Below are 23183 nucleotides of genomic sequence, written 5' to 3' on the forward strand. Positions count from 1 at the left end.
AACGTGCGGCAATCGCCAGCGCGGAACCTCTGGAGCACTTCGGCGCCGGTGCGACGCGATGCGGGTTTCCTCCCGGGCCGTCGGAGTGGTCTGTCGACCTTCAGGTCGCCGAGACGCCGGGAATGCGGCCTTCCCGGAAGGCCTCGACGAAATGCCGGTGGTCCTCCCGCACGGTCGCGGCGTACTCGAGCCCGAACGACACCATGTCAGCGACGAAGTCGTCGAGGCGGTCGCCGACCGCTGCCACGATCGCGTCCTCGGTCTGGAAGTCGACCAGCGATTGGTCGCTGTCGGTGTCGCCGACGCAGTGCACCTTCGCAACCGCCTGCCCGAGTTGCTCGATGACCTCGGCAAGTTCGTCGGGCTCGGTCAGGTCGTCCCACTCCAGGTCGGATTCGTATGGCGAGAGCTCGTTGACCACAAAGCCGATGCCGTCGATCTCGGTGTAGCCGAGCAGTTGATCAGCGTGGGCCTGCAGGGCGCGCTGTGAGATCGCGGTGCGGTGCCCGTGATGCTGGAAGTAGTCCCGCACCTTCTGATCGCTGACCACCCGGCTCGGCGCGGCGACGTTGCCCTGCTTCATCGACAGCATGATGTCGTTGTCGAGCGCCTGATTGAAGCCCTCAATCAAGATCGTGTAATTGGGCAGGCCCGCGCTGCCGATGCCGAACCCGGTCTTGCCGACCACGTCCTTCACGTCGTAGGTAACTTCGCTGCGTCGCTTGGCCTTCGGGATCGTCTCCAGATAACGCTCAAAGGCGCCGACCACCTTGTCGCGTTCGGGGTCGTCGAGCCGGCGAACTCCCGGCGCGTCGCGAAACCGCCGGTCCCACTGGTCCACCCTGGTTATCCGGTCCAGCATCCCAGCGCGCGTCGACAGCCGTGCCGACTGCAGGGCCGAAAGCACCGCGCCACGCGCGGTCCGCAGGTTCAACGAGAAGGACGAGTCGTCCTCCACATCCACGAACCAGTGCACCTGCTTCATATACGACCGGACGAACGTCTCGATCAGCCGCGATATCTCGGCATCGGAGAGCGCCTTCTGCCAGCACATCAATGCCACGCTGGCGGCGAATCGCTGCAGATCCCAGGTGAAGTGGCCGATGTAGGCCTCGTCGAAGTCGTTCACGTCGAAGATCAGCACGCCCGAGCCGTCCATGTAGGTGCCGAAGTTCTCCGCATGCAGGTCGCCCTGAATCCACACCCGGCCGGTGCGCTCGTCGGCCCACCGGTCCTCCCGGTCGGCCATGTCGGCATAGAACAGACACGCGCTGCCCCGGTAGAACGCGAAGGGGTCGGCGGCCATCTTGCGGAACTTGGTGCGAAAGGCGTCCGGGTCGGCCTTCATCAGAGTCTCGAACGCCCCGACGAGGCAGTCGACGATGAACGACTCGCGGTCGTTGTTCTCGTGCATGACGTCGTTGTACCCCCCGCCGCGGCCGATGACGCCAGCGGTTTTTCCTCGGAAACGGGTGCGTCTCGAAGATGCGGGGACGCAAGCGAGTTGACCGATCCTTCGGCCCGCACGCTCGTACGATTTCAGGTAGATCCCGTTCCAGGCGTTCACCGTGGAGGTCGTAATGACTCGGCTGGCCACTTTCGCCATCAGTGTTGCCGTGCTGGTGGCCCTGGCTTCGCCATGTCTTGTCGATCCGGTGCAACAGCGGCCGTATCGGGCGCTGACGCTGGACTTGCGGCTCAAACCGGTTGCCGTGATCGGCGATTCGTACACCACCGGCACCAACGAAGGGGGGCTGGGGCCGAACTCGTGGACCGCGCGGACCTGGCGGACGCTCACCGCGCCGGGACTGCGTATCGGGAGTGACGTGGCCGCCGAGGGCAGAGCCGGTTACGGGGCGGTCGGCGATCACGGCAGTATCTTCCAGGACCTGACCGCCAAGGTCGTCAAGCCCGAGGACGTGCTGGTGGTGTTCTTCGGTTCCCGCAACGACCAGGACGTCGACCCCGTGTTACTGGCTCAGCGTGTGCACGCCACGTTCACCCTGGCGCGCCGGATGGCGCCTGCGGCGCGGTTGCTGGTGATCGGACCTCCGTGGCCGACGGCGGACGTGCCGGTGCCGGTGCTGGTGATTCGCGACGTGCTGGCCGGAGCGGCGTGGGCCGCCGGGGCCGATTTCGTCGACCCGATCGGGGATCGCTGGTTCGTGGACCGGCCGGAGCTGATCGGATCCGACGGGGTGCACCCCAACGACGCGGGGCATGAGTACCTGGCGGAGAAGATGGTGCCGCTCATTCGCTGGCAATTATCTAGGTAAGTCGAGGTGAGACGCCTGAGCGCCCGCGCTCGGATGTATTCAGTTGCCCCGCCGCAGCTTCAGTCTTCTGCGTGCCTCTCGTAATCCCAACGTTCAAGGCGCGCTTGCAATTGCACGAGACCAAGCCCGGCGACTGGCGCGGCTGCCGAGAGCAGCACCAACAGCATCGGACTCATTTCAGAACCTCCAAAACCCTTCTATTGGTATCACGTTCGGGGTCATCACATGGTTCATTCGCTGATAATCCGCCGTCGTGTCATTCATTTGTTATGGTCCGATCGGCCAGTGCGCCGAGTACGGGTGCCAGGAGCTGCGCATACTCGGTGGTGACGTGGTTGTCGTCGCGGAACACCAGGGTGTCCCCGACGACCAGCGGGCACCGCTCGGGGCTGCAGAACAGGTCGGTCAGGTCCGCATAGGAGCCGCCCGCGGCGGTGGTGGCCCGTTGTTCGACGTCGATGCCGTCACCGTTGACCGCCACCGACCGTGCCGGCGCGCAGGTGCCGGCGTCGTCGAGGTGTGCGGACAGGCAGGTTGGCGCCGATGATTGCGGATCGGCGACCGGCCCCAGCACCAGAACCTGCGAGCCCATGCCGCGCAGCTGCGCCACCACCGTGGCCAGTGCGTGGATCCAGGCCGGATCGTAGGAGGCGAAGCTGAAGTCGGCGTGGTAGCGCCGGCTCATGCTCAGCACCACCAGCCGCGGCCGTTCGGCGGCAAGGCGGCTTACGATCTCGCCGCGCCACTGCTCGCACTCGGTGTACTTGCGGCCCAGGTAGGGGCTGACGATCGGAATGTCCAGGAACGGGCAGGTGACCTTGGCCATGGTCTCCAGCCGCCAGTGCCGCTGCTCGGCGACCCGCTGTAGCGCCGGGTCCCACATCGCCGCGTGGGAGTCACCGATCAGCGCGACGGTGGTGCGGGTGTCCCCGTCGCCTTTCACCGAAGCGCACTCGCTCTGCCCGACGTCGCGCCAGGACCGCATGCAGCCGTTGACGAACACCGCCGCCTTGTCGGCCGGCGCCGCCGCCAGCGACGGAGTGAGATTGGACGGCACCGCGCGCTGGTCGGCTGCCGCGGCGAGCATCTCCCGCGCTTGGGCGAACGCCTGCCGGACGGCCGCTTCCTGCGGACTCAGGTGTGGGTCGGGTACGGGGGGCAGCGCAACGATCTTCGCCTGCGGGGCGGCGGCGCCGTGTCCAACCGGGGCCGGTACGGCCGTCAGCAAGACCGCGCACGCGCAGGCGGCGACCGCGCTGGCGGCCCCGGCCACGGCCAGGCTCGCCTTGGCCGAACGGCGCAGCGCCGTGGCGAAGCGACCGGGATTCTCCACCGCATGCATGGTGATGACAGCCAGTCCGGCCGACACCGTCGTTGCCGCCAGCCGGCCCGGCAACCCGCCCGGATCACCCAGCAGGGGAGGCAGCAGCAGCAGCACCGGCCAGTGCCAGAGGTACCAGGAGTAGGACACCCGGCCGATCGCCCGCATCACCGGTGGGCACAGTAGCCGGCCGACTCCCATGCCGCCGGTCACGCACCCGGCCCCGATCACCAGGGCGGTGCCGAGCACCGGAAGCAGCGCCGAGGTGCCGGGGTAGGGGGTGTGGGGGCCCAGCTGGGTGCAGGTCAGCAGGATCAGCGTCAGGCCGCCCCAACCCGCCACGGCCGCGGGCAGCAGGGGCAGTCGCTTCCACTGGTTGATCGTCAGCGCGACCAGCCCGCCGGCGGCCAGCTCCCACGCCCGGGTCGGCAGCGAGAAGAACGCCCAGGGTGGCGAGGTGCGCGTCCAAATCACCGCCGCCGCCAGTGATGCCGCGCCGACCACCGTCACAACCACCGCATAGGGCAGGGTGCGCGCCGTTGCGATGCGTCGTGCCAACCACGCCGTTCCGATGATCAGGGCCGGCCACACCAGGTAGAACTGTTCCTCCACGCCCAGCGACCAGTAGTGCTGGAACGGCGACGGGGGCAGGTCGGCGACCATGTAGTCGGTGTTCTGGGCGGCGAATCGGTAATTGCCGACGTACAGCATGCTGGCGATGCCGTCGGCGAACACCCGCCGGGCTTGCAACGGCGGCAGCACCACGGCCGCGACGACCGCGGTGACGATGCCGACGGTGGCCGCGGCCGGCAGCAGGCGCCGCGCGCGGGCTGCGTAGAAACGGCCCAGCGCAACGGTTTCGGTGGCACGGACCTCGCGCAGCAGCAGGCCCGTGATCAGGAAGCCGGAGATGACGAAGAAGACGTCCACGCCGATGTAACCGCCGGCGATTCCGGGGATACCGGCGTGATACAGCACGACGGCGATGACGGCGACGGCGCGCAGCCCCTCGATGTCCGGGCGAAACGGGGCGCGGTCCTGCTGGGTCACCGGTTAGGTCGCCATCCAAGCGAGTTCGGCGGGCAACTGCGCGCGCCAGTAGTCGACGTCGTGCCCGCCCGGGGAGAAGCTGCCCGCCGGTTTCTTCTTCAGCTGGCTGACGAATTGGCTGGAGGAGAAGAAGAAACGGTCACCGATGCCGCAGTCGACTCTGATGGGAATGGAGTTCAGCACCGGCAGGCCGAAGACGGTGTTGCGGTTCCAGTCGTCGATGCTGTCGAACGCCCCGGGCGCGCTGCCGATGTAGGACATGTACAGCGCCGGACTGATGGCGCAGATGCCGGCGGTGCGAGCCGGCCCCAGCCGGGCGCCCAGCAGCAGCGCGCCGTAGCCGCCCATCGACCAACCCAGGAACCCCACCCTGGAGGTGTCCATGCCCATCGACGTCAGCATCGGCAACAGCTCTTCGAGCACCATGGTGCCGGAGTCCTCGCCGTTGGCACGCCGGTGCCAGTAGCTGTTGGCACCGCCGTCCACGCCCACTACGGCGAACGGTGGCTTGCCCTCGTTGACCAGTTGCGCGAGCGCGTCCTCGACGCCGCAGTCGAGCATCTGGTTCGCGTCGCCGTCCTTGCCGTGCAGCGCGATCACCGGTCGCAGCATCTTGGTCTGGCCGGGTGGCATCGCAATGACCCAGTTGGTCTGAACGCCGCCGCGGGCGGCCGAGATGAAGGAGCCGGTGAGTTTGGTCGGCAGCGTCTTGCCGGCGGTCGGTGGGTCGAAGGGTGCCGGCGCCGTGGGTGCGGCCAGGGCGGTGAGCGGATCGGCCAGGGCACTGAGCGCCCAGGCGCCGGCCGCTGCGGCGCCCGCGCCGACACCCTTACGCAGCACTGAGCGTCGGGTCAGGTCGGCCACGATCGTCAATCATGCCGCGCCGAAGGCGCTTTGACGCCTCTGCCACGCCGTATTGCAAGGCACTCGTGACGACGGCGTGATACTGAGCCGGCTCAACTGCTAGCGTCCGGTGATGCGGGAGGACCTAGACGACCGTGCCACGCTGAAACAAGGACTTTCGCAGCGCCAGCTCAGCATGATCGCGATCGGCGGCGTGATCGGCGCCGGACTATTCGTCGGCTCCGGGGTGGTGATCTCCGAAACCGGCCCCGCCGCCTTTTTGACCTATGCGATCTGCGGGCTGCTGATCGTCCTGGTGATGCGGATGCTGGGTGAGATGGCGGCGGCGAACCCGTCGACGGGGTCGTTCGCCGACTACGCCGCAACGGCGCTGGGCGGGTGGGCCGGATTCTCCGTCGGCTGGCTCTATTGGTACTTCTGGGTCATCGTCGTCGGATTTGAAGCCGTCGCCGGCGGAAAGGTGCTCAACTACTGGTTTCCGGCTCCGCTGTGGCTGTCCGCGTTGTGCCTGATGCTGCTGATGACGGCCACTAACTTATTTTCGGTGTCGTCATTCGGAGAGTTCGAATTCTGGTTTGCCGGAATCAAAGTCGCGACCATTGTGATCTTCCTTGGCGTGGGAGCGGCGTTCGTGTTCGGGTTGCTGCCCGGTCGTCATCTGGATTTCTCCAACCTGACATCTCATGGGGGCTTTTTCCCCAAGGGAGTGGCGGCCGTCTTCGCCGCCATTGTGGTGGTGATCTTTTCGATGGTGGGAGCCGAAGTCGTCACCATCGCCGCGGCGGAAAGCCGCGATCCGGCGGGGGCGATCGCGCGGGCGACGAGGTCGGTGGTGGCCCGTATCGTCATCTTCTTCGTCGGTTCGGTCCTGCTGTTGGTGATCATCATGCCGTGGGACTCGGTGGAACTCGGCGCATCGCCGTACGTGGCGGCGCTGCGCCACATGGGTCTGCGCGGCGCCGATCAGATCATGAACGCGGTGGTGCTCACGGCGGTGCTGTCGTGTCTGAACTCGGGCCTGTACACGGCATCTCGGATGCTCTTTGTGCTTGCCGGGCGCGGTGAGGCACCGGCGCGATTGGTGCGACTCAGCGGTCGCGGCGTGCCCGCGACCGCAATCGGGTGTTCTTCGCTGGTGGGATTTCTGTGTGTGTTGATGGCCTGGCTGGCGCCCAATACGGTATTTCTCTTCCTGCTCAATTCCTCCGGTGCCGTCATCCTGTTCGTCTACCTGCTGATCGCCCTGTCGCAGATCGTGTTGCGGCGAAGGACATCTCAGCAGGACTTGCGGGTGAAGATGTGGTTGTTCCCGGTGCTGTCGATCCTGACGGCGGTGGGAATCGTTGCCGTGCTAGTCCAGATGGCGTTCGACCGCGGCACTCGAAGCCAGCTGTGGTTAAGCCTGCTCTCCTGGGTTGTGGTGCTGGCCGTGTACTTTGCTGCGCCGATAAGCAGGCGTAAACGGCTGGTGCGCAAGCAGATTAGCGAGAGTGGCTGACTCCGGCAGTTTGGACTGGCGTTGCGCGGGTAATCGGCGAGATCGGGTCGAGACACATACGCAACAGCCCTGGGAGAATTATGTTCATTCACAACAAAGACCTGCAGTTCGAGGTGCGGGTCAGCCAACCGGACCCGCGGTTCGCCTCGCTGCTGATGGAGCAGTTCGGCGGCGCCAACGGCGAGCTGACCGCCGCGCTGCAGTACTTCATTCAGGCTTTCGTGCTGCGGGAGAAGAACCCCAGGATGTATGACCTGTTCATGGATATCGCCACCGAGGAACTGAGCCACCTCGAGATGGTCGGGTCGATGATCACCATGCTGCTGGACGGTTTGAACGACGATCTCAAGCTGGCCAACGACCGCTGCGACTGGATGCCATTGGTGGGCAGCAGGGACGGCCGTGAGCAGGCCATCCATCAGGTCGCGGTCAATCCGATGTTCCTGGTGCTCAGCGGTGGCGGCCCCGACGCCAAGGATTCCGCCGGCAACAACTGGACCGGAGCGTTCATCGACGCCAACGGCGACCCGACGGTGGACCTGCGCAACAACCTCGCCGCGGAGTCGCGCGCGAAGATCGTCTATGAGTACCTCAAGCAGTTCACCGACGACCCGGGTGTTCAGGAGACGCTGACCTTCCTGATGACCCGGGAGGTCGCGCACTATCAGCAGTTCACCGCAGCCCTCAACGAGTTGCCGGTTAACTTCCCGCCGGGCACTCTGGCCGGCGACGAACGATTCCAGAACGTGGCCTTCAACATGTCCGACGGCGGAGGATCGGTGCGGGGGCCGTGGAATCAGGGACAGGGTCCGTGGCCCGAGGGCACCGAATGGCAGTACGTCAAAGAGCCGACCACGGAATGGCTGGGCAGCACCCTGCGGCAGAACACCGGGATGGACACCAACCCCGAAGGCTCACCCGCGGTCCCGAGCGACAAGCCGTTCACCCACGAACAGCGGACTCCGACCATGTAGGTTCCCCATCACGTAAGTTCCCAATGGGAAAGGCCTGGCGTCATCGGGGACGCCAGGCCTTTACGTGTTGTGGCTCAGTGTATCTGGGGATCCGGCGGGTTGTCGTTCGCGCGGCCGGTGACCGCGTCGCGGACGTGGTCCACCACCGCGGCGCCCATGCCCATTGTCTTCTGCGTCAACGAATCTGACGGCGTGTTCGGGTGCGGGCGGGTCACCGCAACCTTTTTCGCGGTTTCCAGTTTGCCGCCGAGTTGCTCGAGTTCTTGCTGATCGACCGCCGCCGAGAAACGGGGCCACACAACATCTTGTTCGAACATGATGTGCTCACGCCCGGCCTTGACGAATTCCTTGAGCGCTTCGTGATAATCCGGATTGCCCGGTGCGCTGTCTTCCAGGCGCTGCAGCAGCTTTTTACCCGCTTCTTCCTGGGCGATCGCCTGATCGGCCAGTTCGTCGCCGCCCTGCACGGCGCGCCGCACTGCAGGCCAGAAGAACTGCTCCTCGATCGCCTCGTGCTGTGACTCGGAGATGATCAGGTTGTTCACCATCGTCTCAAGACCACTGAGCTGCGCGCCGTCACCCTCCGGCGCCCCATCCAGTACTTCCAGCATGCCCAGCACGCTCTTGTGATCTTCACGAAGAAATGTCAATGCATCCATGTCATGGCCTTTCGTCTGTAGCGATCAGCTGCTAGTACCCGCGGTGGCTCTGGCGAAACGACGTCGTGAGGCAATGTCAAGCGCTACAGCATGATTGACACTCAGATCGCAAAACGCCCCCGTCAGCGGAGACCGCTGGCGGGGGCGTTTTGACGACAGTGCTAGACCGTGGGCCGGCGCGTAGCACCCGTCTGGAGAGTGGCGTCGTTGTGGTTCTTACGACGTGCCAGTCCGGCGAGACCGGCCAAGCCGAGCAGGCCGGTCAGGCCCCACAGGCCAGTGTTGTCACTTTCCTGCTGGTTGTGCTCGTCGGCCAGCGTGGTGGTCGTCGATGACGGGGCGGGGGCCTGCTCGACGGAGGCGTTTGCGATACCTGCTCCACCAAACAGAAGGGCCGTGGCGGCGCAGCCGGCAGCAATCATGTTACGCATGTTATTACTCCTTTCGGTCGCGAACGACCGCAAGCGGTTTCGAACCAGTTTGATCTAGTTCGTCGGACGAACGACGCGGAGGGAATTTCCATCGCCGCGCCGGAGTTGTACCCCGGCAACGTTGGACAAAACATTTGCCATTCGGCCGCTTTGGCTAAAGCAGACAAATAGCGAAGTCAAGGTTGTTACAAGCGAAGTCCGCGGCACCGCAATGATTTTCGGAACGCAGCTGTTGTGCCGGTCCCGTCGGCGTTTCGAATTGTCCAGCTTGGGTAACGAAAACGCCTATGGTGTCACTTTGGATGGAGGACCGCGACCGAACTGCGTGGGCCGGTAAAACCTCCCTAAACGACGGGTCGGGACCTGCCGACGTCGTCGTGGTCGGGGCCGGAATCACCGGGTTGATGACGGCGCTGCTGCTGGCTCGGGCGGGCAAAGACGTGCTGGTCCTCGAGGCAAGGACGGTCGGCGCGGGAACAACCGGCAACACGACCGCGAAGATCAGCCTGTTGCAGAGCAATCATCTGAGCAAAATCATTGCGCGCCACGGCAGGAGCACCGCCAAGGCATACGTCGAGGGAAATCGCGAGGGCATGGAGTGGATACTGCACCACTGCGACACCCACGGGATACCCGTGCAGCGCGAAGACGCGTACACCTACGCCCAATCGGCCAGGGGTGTGCCGTCCGCCCGCGCGGAATGGTTGGCTTGCAGCGCCGTCGGGCTACCCGTCACTTGGGACGACCACGCGGACGTCCCGTTCTCGTTCCACGGCGGTGTCCGCCTGCCCCGGCAAGCTCAATTCGACCCCATGCCATTCCTGGACAGTCTCGCGGGTGAGCTGCTCGATCACGGCGGGCGGATCGCCGAAGGGGTGCGGGTACGCCGGGTCTCTAGCGACGGCGACCGACTCCGCCTGCATGTCGATACCGGTGGTGGCCGGCAGACCGGCAAAGGGAAAGAGGAAGACACCCAGGTGGTCGCCAAGCAGTTGGTGCTCGCCACCGGCATTCCGATTCTGGACCGGGGTGGTTACTTCGCTAGGTTGAAGCCCAGCCGGTCCTACTGCATGGCGTACAAGGTGCCCGGGCCGCTCACGCGGCCGATGATGATCTCCACCGACTCACCTACGCGTTCGGTTCGTTATGCCCCTACGGCCGACGGCGACCTGCTGATCGTGGGCGGCGCCGGGCATCCGGTGGGCCGCCGCAAGAGTCCCACTGCGGCGCTCGCCGAATTGGACGACTGGACCCAGCGGCATTATCCGGGTGCGCAGCGCACCCACTACTGGTCGGCGCAGGACTACACTCCGATCGACCAGCTTCCCTACGTCGGCCCGATCCTGCCGAACAATGAAAAGATCTTCGTCGCAACTGGATTCAACAAGTGGGGGATGACTAACGGCCCGGCTGCGGCGCTGGCGCTGTCCTCCCGCATCCTCGGTGGGCGGATGGATTGGGCGGATGCGTTCGCCAGCTGGAGCCCGCACGAACTGTCCGGACTGACCACGGCCATGTCGGCCAATCTCGAGGTGGGATTCAACCTGGCTCGCGGATGGATCACTCCGGCAACCCGAATCACCCGCCGCGACCCCTCCGGTGACGAGGGCGGTGTGGTGAGCGGCCCGCCGTGGGACTTGCAGGCGCGATGTGTGGTCGACGGCGTCGAGCACACGGTTTCACCGGTCTGCACCCACCTGGGCGGCATTGTGAATTGGAACGACGCGGACAAGGCGTGGGAGTGCCCGCTGCACGGGTCGCGATTCGCGCCCGACGGCACCCTGCTGGAGGGACCGGCGACCCGGGACCTGACCCGGTCCCGCTGAGAGAGGAGCACTTCGTGGGATTTTCCGAGCAACAACAACCTGTGCCGGGCGTGCAAGCGAAGATGGATCCGGTTCCCGACTGCGGCGAGAACAGCTATGTCGGTTCCGGGAAGCTGACCGGCAAAAGCGCCATCATCACCGGAGGCGACAGCGGGATAGGTCGTGCCGTCGCGATCGCGTTCGCCCGTGAGGGTGCGGATGTGCTGTTGGCATATCTGAACGAAGACGACGACGCTCGCGATACGGCCCGTTACGTCGAGGACGCCGGACGCAAATGTGTGCTGATGCCCGGAGATCTTTCCGACCCGCAGCAGTGCCGCGCCGTGGTGGACCGCGCCGTGTCGGAATTCGGCCGCATCGATGTGCTGGTCAACAACGCCGCCTTCCAGATGACGCACGAGAGCCTCGACGAGATCTCGGACGAGGAATGGGACCACACCTTCCGGCTCAATGTCGGGGCGTATTTCTACCTCGCCAAAGCGGCCCTGCCGCACATGGGCTCCGGCGCCTCGATCATCGGCAGTTCGTCGGTCAACTCCGACTCGCCGAATCCGACCCTGGCGCCGTACGCGGCGACGAAGGCGGCCATCGCCAACCTTTCGGCCAGTCTCGCTCAGATGTTGGGGCCCAAGGGCATCCGAGTGAACAGCGTCGCACCCGGTCCCGTCTGGACACCGCTGATTCCCGCGACCATGCCGCCGGAAAAGGTGAAGTCCTTCGGGGACAACGTGCCACTCGGCCGCGCCGGGCAGCCGGCGGAGCTGGCACCGGTTTACGTGCTGCTGGCCTCCGACGACGCCAGCTACATCTCCGGTGCCCGGGTTGCTGTCACCGGAGGCCGGCCCATTCTGTGATCACGCTGTCTCCCAGCGTTTTTCGATCGTCTTGACCAACGCGGTGAGCGTGGCGTTCACCGGAGCGTCGACGCCTACCCGCGCTCCCTGGCGTGGCACCGCACCATTGATCACGTCGATCTCGCTGACCCGGCGGGCTTCGTGGTCCAGCAGCGCCGACGGTTTGGCGTCCGGCATGGCGGAGCCGAAAGTCCGCACGTGTTCCACGGGATCGGTGACGTTGATCTCGATGTCGGACGCGAAGGCCACCCGCCAGGCTTCCTTGGCCGCCGCCCGACTGATCGGGCCCATCTCCGGGTCGTCCATCACCTGGCCGACCGTCATTCCGGTGAGCGCACAGGGCGCACTGTAGGCGACGTTGCAGATCAGCTTCTCCCACTGCATGGCGGCGATGTCGGTGACCGCGGCGGCGTCGAAGCCGGCGTCGGCCCAGGTGCGGGCGATCGACTCGACCGTCGAAGGCGGCATCGAGGAGTAGGCTCCGAAACGCATGGCGCGCATGGCATTGTGCCGCACATGTCCGGGGGCAACCCGCGCGGCGCCGAACCCGCTGGCGATGCCGACCGCCAGGCGCTGGTCCCCGACGATGCCCGCGACGATTTCCGCAGAGCCCAGCCCATTCTGGATGGTCAGCACCGACGTGTCCTCGCCCAGCATCGGAAGGGCTTGATGCGCAGCCGTTGTCACGTCAGCGGCCTTGACGGCCAGCACGATCAGGTCCATGGACTCGGCAGGCGCGACGGTGCTGGCCCGCAGTTGCACCGTGTGGTCGTAACCCGGTCCGGTAATGCGCAGCCCGTGCCGCGCGATCTGGTCGATGCCGGGTTGGTACCGGTCCACCACCAGCACCTCGTTCCCCGCATCGGCTAGCTTCGCCGCGTATATGGAACCCATTGCACCGCAGCCGATTACCGCAACCTTCATCCTAAGCTCCTGTGCTCCTAAGCCGTCAGCTCGACGATCGCCTCGGCCAGGCCGCTCTTGCGCTCCAGCCCGAAGCCCGGTGCGTCCGTCGGCGTGATCCTGCCGTCGCGCACTTCACAGCCGTCGGAATAGCCTCCGAATGGCTGAAAGACACCGGGGTAGGACTCGCACCCTCCCAGGCCCAGCCCGGCCGCGATGTGCAGGTTGATCAGGTGGCCGCCGTGCGGGTAAGCGAAACTGCGGTCAAAGCCGTTTGCCTCGAGCACCGCGAGCATCCGCGCGTACTCAGTAAGGCCGTAGCTCAGGCCGGCGTCCATCTGGAAGACGTCTCGGCCGGCCCGCATGCCGCCGTAGCGGACGAGGTTGACCACGTCTTGCACCGAGAAGAGATTCTCGCCGGTGGCGAGCGGGCCGTCGTAGCAGTCCGCCACCGCGCGGTTGAGCTCGAAGTCCAGCGGATCGCCCGGTTCTTCGTACCAGCGCAGCCGATAGCCCGCCAATGCCGCGGCCCACTCGACGGCCGCGGATCGGTCGAACCTGCCGTTGGCGTCTACCGCGACGCGGCCGCCGTCACCGACGACGTCAAGGACAGCGTCGACCCGGGCCAGATCCTGCGGCATCGGCGCCCCGCCGATCTTCATCTTGACCGCGTCATAGCCGACGTCCAGGTAGCACCGCATCTCGTCGCGCAGGCTGTCCAGGCCGGCACCGGGGTAGTAGTACCCGCCGGCGGCATACACCGGGACCGAACCCACGGGCTCCCGCCCGAACCGGCGCGCGATGGTCACACAGGCGGGTTCGCCGTCGAGTTTGGCGTTCAAATCCCAGCACGCCAGTTCCAGGGCGGCGGCCGCGGCGGCCCGGTCTCCGTGTCCGCCCGGCTTCTCGTCGCGCAGGGCGCAGGCCAATACCGCCGCCGGGTCCAGACGTCCCGAGTCGTCGAGCAGGGTGTCCGGGGGCGCAGCGAGCAGCCGCGGAATCATCCTGTCCCGCAGAATTCCGCTCTGGGCGAACCGGCCGATCGAGTCGAACGCCAGGCCGGCGACCCGTTTGCCGCCGTGGACGCCGATCAGCGCCACCAGCGAGACGGTGTGCCCGGAAAAGTTGACCAGTGAGTTGGCCGGGCTGCCCCGGAGCGGGACCGTCAGCTCCCGAATCTCGGTGAGATTCGTCACTCGCTCTTGGTAAGCAGGACGGCCTCTTCGAACGGCAGCCGCGCGAATACCCGGCGAGCGCTGCGCACGAGTGGCGCCGCCTCCTCCTTGCTGACGACCCGCGGGTTGGTGACGCCGACCGTCTTGCCGTGCCGGCGTAACCGTCCACCTCCGGCGGCCTTGATGTTCTTCAGCCAGTCGCGGTTCGGGCCGTAGGTCAGCAGGATCGCGTAGCCGGGCTTACCGTCGACCTCAGCGTTGAACACCACCAGCGGGGTGCGGTACGCGGTGCCGGAACGGCGGCCCACGTGTTCGAGAATGCCGTGCAGCGGGATGCGGCCGGCCCACATTCGCTGGATGGGGTTGGTGACATGCCGGTTGAACCGGGCGAGTCTTTGAGGAAATTGCATGACCTCAACTCTTACACCCTGTAGTTGATCCTGTCGGCGCGACTGGGACACTGGTCGGCATGGGGTCCGAGCAGCTCACCGACCAGGCAACCGCCCAGGTGCGCGCCTCGGCGCAGCTGTTCGCCGATGCCTGCACCGTGATACCGGGTGGGGTGAACTCGCCGGTGCGGGCGTTCACGGCGGTGGGCGGCACTCCGCGGTTCATCACCGAGGCCCACGGCTGCCGGCTCACCGACGCCGACGGCAACAGCTACGTCGACCTGGTGTGCTCCTGGGGGCCGATGATCCTCGGCCATGCGCACCCCGCCGTGGTCGAAGCCGTCGTCAAGGCGGCCGCCGGGGGACTATCGTTCGGAGCTCCGACGCCCGCCGAGACCGAGCTGGCCGCCGAGATCATCGGACGGGTCGCCCCCGTCGAGCGGATTCGGTTGGTGAACTCGGGCACCGAGGCGACCATGAGCGCGATCAGGCTGGCGCGCGGATTCACCGGCCGGCCCAAGATCGTCAAGTTCTCGGGTTGCTACCACGGGCACGCGGATGCGTTGCTGGCCGATGCGGGCTCGGGCGTGGCCACCTTGGGGCTGCCGTCCTCGCCCGGGGTCACCGGTGCGGCAGCGGCCGACACGATCGTGTTGCCCTACAACGACATTGACGCTGTCCAGGAGACCTTTGCCCGGTTCGGCGAGCAGATCGCGGCGGTGATCACCGAGGCCAGCCCCGGCAACATGGGTGTCGTCCCGCCCGCCCCGGGTTACAACGCGGCGCTGCGTGCCGTCACCGCCGAACACGGCGCGCTGCTGATCTCCGACGAGGTGATGACCGGATTCCGGGTGAGCCGAAGTGGTTGGCACGGAATCGAACCCGTCGCCGCCGACCTGTTCACCTTCGGCAAGGTGATGAGCGGCGGCCTGCCCGCGGCGGCGTTCGGCGGCCGGGTGGAGGTGATGGAGCGGCTGGCCCCACTGGGGCCGGTGTATCAGGCCGGCACGCTGTCGGGCAATCCGGTGGCGATGGCGGCCGGGCTGGCCACCTTGCGACATGCCGACGACGCGGTATACGCCGCGCTGGACGCCAACGCCGACCGGCTGGCCGCGCTGCTGGCCGATGCGTTGACCGAAGCCGGTGTGTCGCATCAGATTCCGCGGGCAGGCAACATGCTCAGCGTGTTCTTCACCGATTCGCCGGTAACCGACTTCGCCTCCGCGCGGGCCAGCCAGACCTGGCGCTACCCGCCGTTCTTTCATGCCCTGCTCGACGCGGGCGTCTACCCGCCGTGCAGCGCCTTCGAAGCATGGTTCGTCTCGGCGGCTCTGGACGACAGCGCCTTCGAGCGGATCGCTGACGCGCTACCAGCTGCGGCCGCGGCCGCGGCGCAGGAGGAACAGCCCTGATGGCCGAACAGACCCGGGTGCACGTGATACGGCACGGCGAGGTGCACAACCCCAGCGGCATCCTCTACGGTCGGCTGCCCGGCTTCCGCCTGTCGGAGAACGGGGCCGCGCAGGCCGCCGCTGTCGCGGACTATCTGGCCGAGCGCGACATCGTCGCCGTGATCGCCTCGCCATTGCAGCGGGCGCAGGAGACGGCCGCCCCCATCGCCGCCCGGCACAACCTGCCGGTCGAAACCGACGCCGACCTGATCGAATCGGCCAATTTCTTCCAGGGCCGCAAGGTGAGCCCGGGCGACGGCGCGTGGCGCGACCCACGGGTGTGGTGGCAGCTGCGCAATCCGTTCACCCCGTCCTGGGGCGAGCCGTACGCCGAGATCGCCGCCCGGATGGCGGCCGCCGCGGACAAGGCGAGGGCCCGCGCCGCCGGACACGAGGTGGTGTGCGTCAGCCACCAGCTGCCGGTGTGGACGCTGCGCATGCACGTGACGGGCCGGCGACTCTGGCACGACCCGCGGCGCCGGGAGTGCGGGCTGGCGTCGGTGACATCGCTGGTCTACGAGGGCGACCGGTTGGTCGGCGTGGAGTACGCAGAACCGGCGGCCGGATGACGGTGCGGCGCTGGGTCATCGCGGCGACGGTGCTGGCGGGGCTGCTCACCGGCTGCTCCGGGCGGGATGCCGTCGCACAGGGCGGCACCTTCGAGTTCGTCTCGCCGGGCGGCAAGACCGACATCTTCTACGACCCGCCGGCCAGCCGCGGCCGCCCCGGCCCGCTGTCCGGGCCCAGCCTCACCGACCCCTCGCGGACCCTTTCGCTGAACGACTTCCCGGGCCAGGTCGTCGTCATCAATGTGTGGGGCCAGTGGTGTGGCCCGTGCCGGGCCGAAATCGGCCAGCTGCAGCGGGTTTACGACGCGACTCGTGCTATGGGCGTGTCGTTTCTCGGGATCGACGTCCGCGACAACAGCCGCGAGGCGGCCCAGGATTTCGTCAACGACCGGCACGTGACGTTCCCGTCGATCTACGACCCGCCGATGCGTACCCTGATCGCGTTCGGCGGCAAGTATCCGACCACTGTCATTCCGTCGACGCTGGTGCTGGACCGGCAACACCGGGTGGCCGCGGTGTTCCTCCGGGAGCTGCTCGCCGAGGACCTGCAGCCGGTGGTGCAGCGGGTGGCCGCCGAAGTCCCAGTACCCACGTCGGGCCCGCAGTGACCGGATTCGCCCACATCGCCTCCGCCGGGCCGCTGTTGCTGGCTCTGGGCGCGTGTCTGCTCGCCGGCCTGGTGTCCTTCGCGTCGCCGTGCGTGGTGCCGCTGGTGCCCGGCTATCTGTCGTATCTGGCGGCGGTCGTCGGTGTGGACGACGCCGACAGTCCGGGCACTCTCAAGGCCCCGCCCGCCGCGCGCTGGCGGGTCGCCGGATCGGCGGCGCTGTTCGTCGCGGGGTTCACCACGGTTTTCGTGCTGGGCACCGTCGTCGTGCTCGGCATGACGACGACATTGATCACCAATCAGCTGCTGCTGCAGCGGGTCGGTGGCGTGCTGACCATCGTGATGGGCCTGGCGTTCGTCGGGCTGATCCCGGCGCTGCAGCGTCAGGCCCGGTTCAGCCCGCGGCAGCTCACCACGGTGGCGGGAGCCCCGCTGCTCGGTGCGGTGTTCGCGCTGGGTTGGACCCCGTGCCTGGGGCCGACGCTGACCGGGGTGATCACCGTCGCCTCGGCCACCGACGGCGCCAACGTGGCCCGCGGGATCGTGCTGGTGATCGCCTACTGCCTGGGGCTGGGCATCCCGTTCGTGCTGTTGGCGTTCGGTTCGGCCAGCGCGATGGCCGGCCTGGGCTGGCTGCGCCGCCACGCCCGGGCGATCCAGGTGTTCGGCGGGGTGCTGTTGATCGCGGTGGGCGCGGCATTGGTCACCGGGGTGTGGAATGACTTCGTGTCGTGGCTGCGCGATGCCTTCGTCTCGGACGTCAGGCTGCCGATCTAATGGCGCGAGCAGACGTCAAAGCCCCTGGGAGCGTGCGCTCCAGGGGGCTTTTGCGTCTGCTCGCAGGGAGAGCGCGCAACACCTGGCGGTCGCTGACGTCGATGGGCACCGCACTGGTACTGCTGTTCCTGCTCGCGCTCGGCGCGATCCCGGGCGCGCTGCTGCCACAGCGCAGCCTCAACGCCGCCAAGGTCGAGGAATACCTCCACACGCACCCGATGATCGGGCCTTGGCTCAATGAGTTGCAGGCCTTCGACGTGTTCTCCAGCTTCTGGTTCACCGCCATCTATGTGCTGCTGTTCGTGTCGCTGGTCGGCTGCCTGACTCCGCGTATCTTCGAGCACGCCCGCAGCCTGCGGGCCACGCCGGTGGCCGCGCCGCGCAACCTGTCCCGGCTGCCCAAGCACGCCGAAGTCCAGGCCAAAGGCGACCCGGACGCCTTGGCCACCAACGTCACCGACCGGCTGCGCGGCTGGCGCACCACCACGCGGCGCAGCGGCGCAACGGTGGAGATCTCCGCCGAGAAGGGTTACCTGCGCGAGTTCGGCAACCTCGTCTTCCACTTCTCGTTGCTGGGGCTGCTGGTTGCCGTCGCTGCCGGCAAGCTGTTCGGTTACGAGGGCAACGTCATCGTCATCGCCGACGGTGGCCCGGGATTCTGTTCGGCCTCGCCGGCGGTGTTCGACTCATTCCGCGCCGGCAACACCGTCGACGGCACATCGCTGCATCCCATCTGCCTACGCGTCAACAACTTTCAGGCGAATTACCTGCCGTCCGGGCAGGCCACCTCGTTCGCCGCCGACATCGCCTACCAGGCCGGGGATGACCTGACGTCCAACACGTGGCGGCCTTACCGGCTCGAGGTGAACCATCCGCTGCGCATCGACGGCAATCGGGTCTACCTGCAGGGTCACGGCTACGCCCCCACCTTCACCGTGACGTTCCCCAACGGTCAGACCCGCACCTCGACCGTGCAGTGGCGGCCCGACAATCCACAGACCCTGCTGTCCTCCGGGGTGGCGCGCATCGATCCGCCGGCCGGCAGCTACCCCACCGCCGAGGAGCGCCGCCAGCACGAGATCGCCATCCAGGGTCTGCTGGCGCCTACCGAGCAGCTCGACGGCACCCTGCTGTCGTCGCGGTTCCCGGCGCTCAACGACCCGGCCGTGGCCATCGACATCTATCGCGGCGACACCGGCCTGGACACCGGGCGCCCCCAGTCGCTGTTCAACCTGGACCCGCGGCTGATCGAACAGGGCCGGTTGACCAAGGAGAAACGGGTCAATCTGCGCGTCGGCGACCAGGTACGCATCGACCAGGGGCCCGCCGCCGGCACGACGGTCCGCTTCGACGGCGCCGTGCCGTTCGTCAACCTGCAGGTCTCGCACGACCCCGGACAACTCTGGGTGCTGGTGTCCGCCATCGCCATGATGGCCGGGCTGCTTGTCTCGCTGCTGGTGCGCCGGCGCCGGGTCTGGGTTCGCATGACGCCCGTCAGCGGCACTCCAGATACGGTTGACGTCGAATTGGGCGGCCTGGCACGTACCGACAACTCCGGATGGGGCGACGAGTTCGAGCGGCTGACCGAGCGGTTGGTGGCCGGCTTCGGCGAAGTCCCCGACGCCGTGCGAGCCGAAACGAAAGTGGACGTCACATGAACACCCAGCACATCAACATCGGCCTGGCCCGGTATTCGGACTGGGCGTTCACCTCGGCAGTGGTGGCACTGGTAGTTGCGCTGCTGCTGCTGGCCTATGAGCTGGCCTACGTCCGCGCGCGCAAGCTCGAGCCGGTGGCTGTGCCGGCCGGGACGGTGGCCACCGACAGCGCCGCGCCCGGCATCGTGGCGGACGAGGCCCGGCGGCCACTGGACGAACGCGTCGGGCGCGCCGGCCTGGCGGTGCTCTACCTCGGCATCGGTCTGCTGTTCGCCTGCATCGTGCTGCGCGGGCTGGCCACCATGCGGGTGCCCTGGGGCAACATGTACGAGTTCATCAACCTGACCTGCATGTCCGGCCTGATAGCCGGTGCCGTGGTGCTGCGCCGCCCGCAGTACCGCCCGCTGTGGGTCTTCCTCCTGCTGCCGATCCTGATTCTGCTCACCGTGTCCGGACGCTGGCTCTATGCCAATGCCGCACCGGTGATGCCGGCGCTGCAGTCCTACTGGCTACCCATCCACGTGTCTGTGGTCAGCCTGGGCTCAGGGGTGTTCATGGTCGCCGGCATTGCCAGCATCCTGTTCCTGCTGCGCACCTCGCGGTTCGGCGACCCGGATGCCCAGGGCAGGCTACCGCGGCTGGTGCAGCGGTTCCCGGACGCCCAGACCCTGGATCGGATCGCCTACCGCACCACCATCTTCGCCTTCCCGGTGTTCGGCTTCGGGGTCATCTTCGGGGCGATCTGGGCGGAGGAAGCGTGGGGCCGCTACTGGGGATGGGACCCCAAGGAAACGGTGTCCTTCATCGCGTGGGTGGTGTACGCCGCCTACCTGCACGCCAGGTCAACCGCGGGTTGGCGGGATCGCAAGGCCGCCTGGATCAACGTCGCCGGGTTCGTCGCCATGGTCTTCAACCTGTTCTTCGTTAACCTGGTGACGGTCGGCCTGCACTCTTACGCGGGCGTGGGCTGACCCGAAGCACAAAGGTGCACCAGGGCACAAAGGGGGAGTCGGAGTGTCAGAGCATCCAACGCCGGGCGGGGGAACGCCGCGGGTTCACCCGGGCAATGGAGAAGGCGGCCCTAGCGTCAGCCCGGATCAGCCGACCGCGGAGTTCACACCGGCCGCCGACCCCGCCGGGGAGGCGCCGACCCGGGCGTTCAGCGGGTTCCGCACCGAGCGGCGGACGCCCGCCGCCGAGCCGAGCCGGGCGCCACACCAGACCGCCGAACTCGAGCGTCCCCAGTGGGATGCCGGTCCGACGACCGGGCCGGTGACAGGTGTCACGCGCGTGGACCCGACGGCCTACGGGGCCTACTACCCAGGACCCGCGGAGGCCCCCAGCACCCCGGAGCGGCCCCAGTTCCGCCCGGAGCCGCTGCCGCATGCGCCGTATCCGGAGCTGTCCACCACGATGCTGCTCCGGCCGGTCAAGCCGCCGCCGTCAGAGGGCTGGCGCCGCGCGCTCTACGTGATGTCGGGTCAGCTGATCAACCTCGGCGAGGGCCCGCGCGCAATGCGGCACAACAACCTCGTCGCCCAGATCAACCGGCCGCTGCGTGGCTGCTACCGCATCGCGGTGCTGTCGCTGAAGGGTGGCGTCGGCAAGACCACCATCACCGCTTCCCTCGGTTCCACCTTCGCCTCGGTGCGCGGGGACCGGGTGGTCGCGGTGGACGCGAACCCGGACCGCGGCACGCTCAGCCAGAAGGTTCCGCTCGAAACGCCCTTGACGGTGCGGCACCTGCTGCGGGACGCGGACAGCATCGACCGCTACAGCGACATCCGCGGCTACACCTCGCAGAACGCCGACGGCCTGGAAATCCTGGCCTCCGAAAGCGATCCGGCCGTATCGGAAGCCTTCAGCGGCGACGACTACACCCGCACCCTGGACATCCTGGAGCGCTTCTACGGCCTGGTCCTCACCGACTGCGGCACCGGGTTGCTGCATTCGACGATCCCGGCTGTGCTGGCCAAGGCCGACGTGCTGATTGTGGTCGCCTCCGGCTCCATCGACGGCGCCCGCCTGGCGTCGGCGACGCTGGACTGGCTGGAGGCGCACGGCCACGAAGATCTGGTGCGCAACTCCGTTGCGGTGATCAACGCGGTCCGGTCCCGCTCGGGCAAGGTCGACATGGACAAGGTGATCGACCACTTCGCGCGGCGGTGCCGCGCGGTGCGCGTGGTGCCGTTCGATCAACACCTCGAAGAAGGCGCCGAAATCAGCCTGGACCGGTTGAAGCGGGACACCCGCGAGGCGATCGCCGAGTTGGCTGCAGTGGTCGCCGAGGGGTTCCCGGCCGACCTCCGGCGCGCCAACCCGAACTTCGTCTAACGAGGCTTGTTGTCGCCCAATCGGCGCAAGAACTCCGGATCGTCGTCCGGCCCGATGACGCGGGTCTTCGGCGGGCTGGTCTGCGACCGCGCCGCGCGCCAGCCGAGATAGATCAACGTCCCCAGAACAAGGACGACGAGCAGGTAAAGCACTCGACACCTCCTTCGGGCAAATATACCCGCGTCGTAGGCTCAAGCTGTGCCAGAAGCGCCTAACGACAGTTCTGCCGCCGCGGGCCGGGGTGTCGTCGCAGTGCTGTTGTATGTGACGGCCCGGCTGTTGTTGTTCGTGGTGGTCACCGTGGGCATCTACGGGTGCGCCCGCCTGCTCGGCGTGGCTGACTTCCCACTTTTAGTGGCCGCGCTGGGCGGTCTGATCATCTCCATGCCGTTGGGCATGTGGGTTTTCAGCCCCCTGCGCCGGCGCGCCACCGCCACGCTGGCGGTGGCCGGTGAGCGTCGGCGCCGCGAACGCGAGCAGTTGCGGGCGCGGCTGCGTGGCGAGCCGGTAGCCGCGGAGCCGGACGAGGATTGACCGGTCAGTCGCTGTGCAGCGGCAACCGCACGACCTGCGCGGCGTAGGTGAGGCCCGCGCCGTAGCCGATCAGCAGGGCCAGGTCGCGGGGTTTGGCCGCCCCGCTGTCCATCAGTTCGGCAATCGCCAGCGGTATGGAAGCCGCCGAGGTGTTCCCGGCGTGCTCGATGTCATTGGCGACGACGGTGTCCGGCCGCAACTGCAGGTTCTTGACCAGTAGGTCGTTGATCCGGGTGTTGGCCTGGTGGGGTACGAACACATCGATCTGGTCAGGCCCGACTCCGGCGGCCTCCAGCGCGCGCCGGCCGACGTCGCCCATTTTGAACGCGGCCCAGCGAAACACCGCCGGCCCTTCCAGTCGCACGAACGGGCGCGGGCCGCTGGGGTTCTGCGCGAACGTGATCCAGTCGATGTCCTGCCTGATGGCACTGGACTGTTCGCCGTCGCTGCCCGCGATGGTCGGCCCGATGCCCTGGAACGGTGTCTCACCGACCACCACCGCCGCGGCGCCGTCGGCGAAGATGAAGCAGTTGCCGCGGTCGTACATGTCGATCGTGGGGGACAGCTTCTCGGTGCCGACAACGAGCATCTTGCGCGCGCCGCCGCTGCGGATCATGTTGGTCGCCGTGCTCAGTGCGTAACCGAACCCGGCACACCCCGCCGAGATGTCGAAGCCGAGGACGTCTTTGGCGCCGAGCGCCGCCGCGACCATCGGGGCGGCCGGCGGGGTCTGCAGGAAGTGGGTGTTGGTGGTGACGATCACGCCGTCGATGTCGGCCGCGGTCAGGTCGGCGTTCTTCAGCGCACGCCGGCACGCCTCGGCCGCCATCGAGGCGGCGGACTCGTCGTCGGCGGCGAACCGGCGAGTCTTGATTCCAGTGCGTGAGTAGATCCATTCGTCCGACGAGTCGATGTTCTCGCAGATCTCGTCGTTGGTGACGACCCGTTCGGGACGGTACGCCCCGACGCTGAGCAGTCCGATGTTCGTGGGGCCACTGGCCGTGGCGATCTCCGTCATTAACCGCGTCCTTCC

At 67.2% G+C, this 23183-nt stretch carries 23 protein-coding genes; 13 read left to right on the forward strand and 10 right to left on the reverse strand.

Annotated features, from left to right (window positions below):
- Positions 1 to 100: 100 nt before the first annotated feature.
- Positions 101 to 1414, reverse strand: a complete 1314-nt coding sequence (locus AWC08_RS29980) for a DUF2252 domain-containing protein (RefSeq protein ID WP_069433477.1) — start codon at positions 1412 to 1414, stop codon at positions 101 to 103.
- Between the two features lie 166 nt (positions 1415 to 1580).
- Here AWC08_RS29980 and AWC08_RS29985 point away from each other — a divergent pair, with 166 nt between their 5' ends.
- A complete protein-coding gene (locus tag AWC08_RS29985) occupies positions 1581 to 2276 on the forward strand; it encodes an Rv0518 family GDSL lipase (protein WP_065135442.1) in 696 nt (231 codons plus the stop codon).
- 256 nt (positions 2277 to 2532) lie between these two features.
- Here AWC08_RS29985 and AWC08_RS29990 read toward each other — a convergent pair whose 3' ends face one another.
- Together AWC08_RS29990 and AWC08_RS35975 are read right to left on the reverse strand one after the other, a co-directional pair.
- Complete coding sequence (locus AWC08_RS29990; RefSeq protein WP_069433478.1) at positions 2533 to 4647, reverse strand: acyltransferase family protein; 2115 nt, start codon at positions 4645 to 4647, stop codon at positions 2533 to 2535.
- A gap of 3 nt (positions 4648 to 4650) precedes the next feature.
- The gene (locus AWC08_RS35975) at positions 4651 to 5520 is read right to left on the reverse strand and encodes an alpha/beta hydrolase (RefSeq protein WP_069433479.1); all 870 of its coding nucleotides are present in this window, start codon (positions 5518 to 5520) and stop codon (positions 4651 to 4653) included.
- A gap of 103 nt (positions 5521 to 5623) precedes the next feature.
- On the opposite strand from AWC08_RS35975, the gene AWC08_RS30000 reads away from it, so the two are divergent.
- Entirely contained in the window at positions 5624 to 7009 is a 1386-nt protein-coding gene (locus AWC08_RS30000; RefSeq protein WP_083271113.1) for an amino acid permease, read from the forward strand.
- Positions 7010 to 7089: 80 nt separating this feature from the next.
- Positions 7090 to 7983 carry a manganese catalase family protein gene (locus tag AWC08_RS30005; protein WP_065134877.1) on the forward strand — a complete coding sequence of 298 codons (894 nt, stop codon included), beginning with the start codon at positions 7090 to 7092 and terminating at the stop codon, positions 7981 to 7983.
- 74 nt (positions 7984 to 8057) lie between these two features.
- Here the strand turns inward: AWC08_RS30005 and AWC08_RS30010 are convergent, their stop codons facing one another.
- Both AWC08_RS30010 and AWC08_RS30015 read right to left on the reverse strand, forming a co-directional pair.
- Complete coding sequence (locus AWC08_RS30010; RefSeq protein WP_065134878.1) at positions 8058 to 8642, reverse strand: hemerythrin domain-containing protein; 585 nt, start codon at positions 8640 to 8642, stop codon at positions 8058 to 8060.
- A gap of 161 nt (positions 8643 to 8803) precedes the next feature.
- Positions 8804 to 9073: a WGxxGxxG family protein gene (locus AWC08_RS30015; protein ID WP_065134879.1), complete on the reverse strand. Its 270-nt coding sequence runs from the start codon at positions 9071 to 9073 to the stop codon at positions 8804 to 8806.
- Between the two features lie 287 nt (positions 9074 to 9360).
- Here AWC08_RS30015 and AWC08_RS30020 point away from each other — a divergent pair, with 287 nt between their 5' ends.
- Together AWC08_RS30020 and AWC08_RS30025 are read left to right on the forward strand one after the other, a co-directional pair.
- Positions 9361 to 10899: an FAD-dependent oxidoreductase gene (locus AWC08_RS30020; RefSeq protein ID WP_069433480.1), complete on the forward strand. Its 1539-nt coding sequence runs from the start codon at positions 9361 to 9363 to the stop codon at positions 10897 to 10899.
- A 14-nt stretch (positions 10900 to 10913) separates the two neighbouring features.
- Complete coding sequence (locus AWC08_RS30025; RefSeq protein ID WP_065134881.1) at positions 10914 to 11753, forward strand: glucose 1-dehydrogenase; 840 nt, start codon at positions 10914 to 10916, stop codon at positions 11751 to 11753.
- Here the strand turns inward: AWC08_RS30025 and AWC08_RS30030 are convergent, their stop codons facing one another.
- From AWC08_RS30030 to AWC08_RS30040, 3 genes are read right to left on the reverse strand one after another with little or no spacing between them, the layout of a single operon-like run.
- Positions 11754 to 12677 carry a ketopantoate reductase family protein gene (locus AWC08_RS30030; protein WP_069433481.1) on the reverse strand — a complete coding sequence of 308 codons (924 nt, stop codon included), beginning with the start codon at positions 12675 to 12677 and terminating at the stop codon, positions 11754 to 11756.
- 17 nt (positions 12678 to 12694) lie between these two features.
- Positions 12695 to 13852 (reverse strand): enolase C-terminal domain-like protein, encoded by a 1158-nt coding sequence (locus AWC08_RS30035; protein WP_069433482.1) that lies wholly within the window; start codon positions 13850 to 13852, stop codon positions 12695 to 12697.
- Complete coding sequence (locus AWC08_RS30040) at positions 13849 to 14241, reverse strand: nitroreductase family deazaflavin-dependent oxidoreductase (RefSeq protein WP_069433483.1); 393 nt, start codon at positions 14239 to 14241, stop codon at positions 13849 to 13851. Before AWC08_RS30040 ends, AWC08_RS30035 begins: the two co-directional genes overlap by 4 nt.
- 59 nt (positions 14242 to 14300) lie before the next feature.
- On the opposite strand from AWC08_RS30040, the gene hemL reads away from it, so the two are divergent.
- From hemL to AWC08_RS30075, 7 genes are all read left to right on the forward strand, one after another.
- Entirely contained in the window at positions 14301 to 15632 is a 1332-nt protein-coding gene (gene hemL, locus AWC08_RS30045; protein ID WP_069433484.1) for a glutamate-1-semialdehyde 2,1-aminomutase, read from the forward strand.
- Entirely contained in the window at positions 15632 to 16240 is a 609-nt protein-coding gene (locus tag AWC08_RS30050; RefSeq protein ID WP_065134886.1) for a histidine phosphatase family protein, read from the forward strand. Before hemL ends, AWC08_RS30050 begins: the two co-directional genes overlap by 1 nt.
- A complete protein-coding gene (locus AWC08_RS30055) occupies positions 16237 to 16848 on the forward strand; it encodes a TlpA disulfide reductase family protein (protein WP_069433485.1) in 612 nt (203 codons plus the stop codon). The genes AWC08_RS30050 and AWC08_RS30055 overlap by 4 nt, the downstream gene beginning before the upstream one ends.
- Positions 16845 to 17624: a cytochrome c biogenesis CcdA family protein gene (locus AWC08_RS30060; RefSeq protein ID WP_065134888.1), complete on the forward strand. Its 780-nt coding sequence runs from the start codon at positions 16845 to 16847 to the stop codon at positions 17622 to 17624. Before AWC08_RS30055 ends, AWC08_RS30060 begins: the two co-directional genes overlap by 4 nt.
- A gap of 101 nt (positions 17625 to 17725) precedes the next feature.
- Positions 17726 to 19282, forward strand: coding sequence for a cytochrome c biogenesis protein ResB (locus AWC08_RS30065; RefSeq protein ID WP_065134889.1), 1557 nt, complete (start codon positions 17726 to 17728; stop codon positions 19280 to 19282).
- Complete coding sequence (gene ccsB / locus AWC08_RS30070; protein WP_065134890.1) at positions 19279 to 20253, forward strand: c-type cytochrome biogenesis protein CcsB; 975 nt, start codon at positions 19279 to 19281, stop codon at positions 20251 to 20253. Before AWC08_RS30065 ends, ccsB begins: the two co-directional genes overlap by 4 nt.
- Before the next feature lie 43 nt (positions 20254 to 20296).
- On the forward strand, positions 20297 to 21616 hold the full coding sequence (locus AWC08_RS30075) for a MinD/ParA family ATP-binding protein (protein ID WP_069433486.1): 1320 nt from the start codon (positions 20297 to 20299) through the stop codon (positions 21614 to 21616).
- Here the strand turns inward: AWC08_RS30075 and AWC08_RS35980 are convergent.
- On the reverse strand, positions 21613 to 21768 hold the full coding sequence (locus tag AWC08_RS35980) for a hypothetical protein (protein ID WP_120791670.1): 156 nt from the start codon (positions 21766 to 21768) through the stop codon (positions 21613 to 21615). The genes AWC08_RS30075 and AWC08_RS35980 overlap by 4 nt on opposite strands.
- Before the next feature lie 46 nt (positions 21769 to 21814).
- Here AWC08_RS35980 and AWC08_RS30080 point away from each other — a divergent pair, with 46 nt between their 5' ends.
- Positions 21815 to 22150 (forward strand): DUF4229 domain-containing protein, encoded by a 336-nt coding sequence (locus AWC08_RS30080; RefSeq protein ID WP_069433487.1) that lies wholly within the window; start codon positions 21815 to 21817, stop codon positions 22148 to 22150.
- A 4-nt stretch (positions 22151 to 22154) separates the two neighbouring features.
- Here AWC08_RS30080 and fabH read toward each other — a convergent pair whose 3' ends face one another.
- A complete protein-coding gene (gene fabH, locus AWC08_RS30085) occupies positions 22155 to 23168 on the reverse strand; it encodes a beta-ketoacyl-ACP synthase III (protein ID WP_065134893.1) in 1014 nt (337 codons plus the stop codon).
- Positions 23169 to 23183: the final 15 nt, after the last annotated feature.

The sequence above is a fragment of the Mycobacterium gordonae genome (assembly GCF_002101675.1).
Taxonomy (GTDB): Bacteria; Actinomycetota; Actinomycetes; order Mycobacteriales; family Mycobacteriaceae; genus Mycobacterium; species Mycobacterium gordonae.